Annotated in this window: 1 protein-coding gene and 2 rRNA genes; all 3 read right to left on the bottom strand. The window is 36.6% G+C overall.

Annotated features, from left to right (window positions below; translation table 11 throughout):
* A 16S ribosomal RNA gene (locus tag AC4G3N_RS19245) occupies positions 1-328 on the bottom strand; the annotation flags it as partial.
* Positions 329-1451: 1123 nt separating this feature from the next.
* Complete coding sequence (locus tag AC4G3N_RS19240; RefSeq protein WP_077248007.1) at positions 1452-1802, bottom strand: hypothetical protein; 351 nt, start codon at positions 1800-1802, stop codon at positions 1452-1454.
* A 1724-nt stretch (positions 1803-3526) separates the two neighbouring features.
* Positions 3527-3603, bottom strand: a 5S ribosomal RNA gene (gene rrf / locus AC4G3N_RS19235); the annotation flags it as partial.

Raw genomic sequence — 3603 nt, 5'->3', positions numbered from 1 at the left:
GTCCCAGTGTGGCCGATCACCCTCTCAGGTCGGCTACGCATCGTTGCCTTGGTGAGCCGTTACCTCACCAACTAGCTAATGCGCCGCGGGCCCATCCCTAAGTGTTAGCCGAAGCCAACTTTCCTTCCAACACCATGAGGTGTTGGAAACTATTCGGTATTAGCACCGGTTTCCCGGAGTTATCCCAATCTTAGGGGCAGGTTGCCCACGTGTTACTCACCCGTCCGCCGCTAATCGTTGGGAGCAAGCTCCCTCAGATTCGCTCGACTTGCATGTATTAGGCACGCCGCCAGCGTTCGTCCTGAGCCAGGATCAAACTCTCCGAAAGATGTTTGATCTAGCTAAATTTTAAAGCAAATTGACGAGATTTTAAAAATCTCTTATTTTTAGACTTGCTTGGCGTTTCGTTTTGTTTAGTTTTCAAAGAACAATCTGTCGTGTTAGCGACTCTTATATCATATCAATTCAGTTAGCTTTTGTCAAGCATTTTCTTTTTGATATTATTCACTAACAATCTCTCAAAATGTTTCGCGTTGCAGAAGCAACTTTTATATAATAACTTATATTTTTTATGAATGCAACCCTTTTTATAAATTATTTTTTATAAGTTTGCATTCAAGGATTTATCCGCCTTCTATCTCATAGCGACTTAATTATAATACCACTATTTCGAGTAATATAAAACTGGAATTTATATGTATTTTTCTATCTCTTCGGATCTCCTCTATATTTAGCGATTCTATCTGTATTTCAGTTCACGTCGAAACTCTCAGCTTGTTCAAAACTACTTCTACAGGAGGCGGTTAGCATGCATGAGATATTTATGCTCACTTTACGATTTACCATATCAAGAAGAAACGAAGCTAATTAAACGCAAAATTGATATTTCTATAATGCAGAAAAAAAGATCGGTTTTTTTACATAACTCCGTTAATCACACAGTTAGCTTGTCTTATTTATATATGTATAAAGAGATGGCCAACACAGAACCATAAAAAAAATAGTGGATTTCCTTAAACAACCTGGTAAGCATCTTCTCGGAAACTTGTTATTTTATATTAGATGGTATACCTTCTTTCAGTGTGACAATATACTTGCATGAGACAAAGTATATATAGGAATGTTGATATTACTCTAATTACTATATAAAACGTTACTTACTGATACTTTCTTTTTCTTCTATAGAATAAGACAATCTTTTATTACTGATGGATCGATTGATTCTCTTCTTTATAATGATGCAATCTTTCCAGAAAGCTTTCGTACCTTCACTAAAACCCAGCAATCCAGCCGATAAACTTATAAGAGTATAGAACATCTTCTTTTTTAATCAACCCAACATTCAACATATTCAGCTCCGGTCTTTCTTTTAGATCCCCTGATTAATTAGTTCATGACTGGTAAAGTTATACTTCGTTTTTAATATCCAGTATTAAACCTTATGTCATATGCTATTTACTTTGAATTTCTTCACTGGTTTTCCCGTCCAGTGAATAGGATCCTCCGAGCATATCATTGTGTTTGGAATAGGGGAACGAGGTTCCTCCAATCACTTCTCGGTTCCACATCATGACCGTTACACTTATTTTCCCCTCTTGGAACTCATTATCTAATGGATGACCTTTAACGAAAAAACGGACTAAATGAATCTCTTTATTCAAATAGGGCTCGGGTTCGATGGATTGGACAGCCCAGTCCTGTTTAGCGGGAAGTTTCGTTAAGTCACTTATCGTATACGTCCTAGTCCTCTCTCCTTCATAGGACAGCTCATCATATCCTTTATCCTCTAGAATCCTTTGCAAATTCTCGCATTTTCCGTTAATGGTAGTTGTTCATCGCTTTGTGCGCACCCAGAGAGCAACAAGAAGATTAGAAAATACAGTGGTTTTTTCATTTCATCCCTCCTTATTTACAGATGATCCTCTATATTTAAAGGCATGAGAGCTCTGATTGTACCTTTCCTTTTATCATAGTATAGATAATTAATTAACCTACTACCCCCTTTTGTTTATATAACATACTAAATACAACACTGTATAAGTGACTTCCTTCATCCACTAACCTGTGCCCCGTTAGCTGCTTTTAAAAAAGCTAATCACTTAGTTTTTGCAATGGTGAAGTGTATTGAATCAATAAAAAAGCGAACCTAACATTGATGGGTTCGCTAAAATAACGGTGGTATTCCGAAAGGGAAGAATATTGGAGCTATGTAGATAAAACATAATAGTAAAATTAATAAAAGAGACATGACTATCGAAAAGACAGATCTAATGATCACTTTCTTATCATTTTTCCTTTCTAGCGGCAGCCCAACTACAGCTATACTCAGTGATATAAGCGAAAAAGGAATAAGGTAATACAATACACCCATGTTTCATTTCTAAGTCTGCTATAAAAAATCTAAAGAATGCAAATATGCAAAGTGCTATTAGCGTTATTCCAAAAGGCCATTGATTAGTTAAAAGTTTAAGACTCCTCTTGGCCACTCTCAATACAGCCAACCTTCCAAATATATCCTTTGTGTTATTGTAAGCCAATCTTTTTTCCTCATACAAGTGATAATTCTGTATTAAGGTTTAGTTAAAGAACTATCTTGATTTTGAATATGGATGCTTATTTTTTTATTTAGGAGCACCACCCTATGCAAATAGCCTTTAAATGAGGAATCGCCAATTAAGAGCCCATATTCATTGAATTATACGAACCTTATCCTTAATCTCTTTGCATAGTTAATAAAAATCATCACCAAAATAAACGGCAACTAATTCTCCTGATGAAAGAGGAAACTGTTCCTCTTCTTACAAAGAAATATTTAAAACTCGTGACATGCTCTAAAGATGTTTAGTTCATATATTTCTTTCACTATAATATGCAATATTTCATTAACCTTTCTCTATGTAAAGATGAATCAATTATGTTGTGTTCAAGCAATAGAGTGAGTATAACGGTGAGATTTTAGCAAGGATTTCTTTTAATCAATCGATTAGTTAACTTGGATACATTCAGTAAGTATATATCCATGAGCTTGTGATTAAGAAGAAGTGAAGAACCAATTCTCTTACGTTTTCCTGACCTTCTTCCCTATAGATTTTGATTAAAAAGGTTTAGGAGTCTCCCAGCTGAAATCCCAGGTTGAGTCCTTAATATATGTTTTCCAATTTTATTATTATCTCGTATGTTCACTAATAGGTGTGTTATACATGTTTTCTTACGGCTTTCCTCCATACTTCACCTACCTATGAAGCACCTTTAACCCGGCATAGGTCAGGCATAGGTAGGGCATAGCTGCTTTCCTCCACACTTCACCTACCTTTCAGACACCTTTTATCCATAGATCAGGCAAAGATGTCCCATAGGTGTTGAATAGCGCAGCTTTTCTATAGCTTCCACACGTCTTTAAGGTAGTACCCTTGACGAAAAATCCTTCCCGATCCCATCAAGCCCAAACAAGTATAAATGATCTCTCTTGGTCCCTAAAAAACCGCACAAAAAAACCAGCTCATCAACTGAACTGGTTTCTTAAATTGCCCGGCAACGTCCTACTCTCACAGGGACTCGCGTCCCAACTACCATCGGCGCTGAAGAGCTTAACTTCCGTGTTCG

This window comes from Bacillus sp. z50, from assembly GCF_058313585.1.
This window is presented reverse-complemented; position numbering and strand designations above follow the sequence as displayed.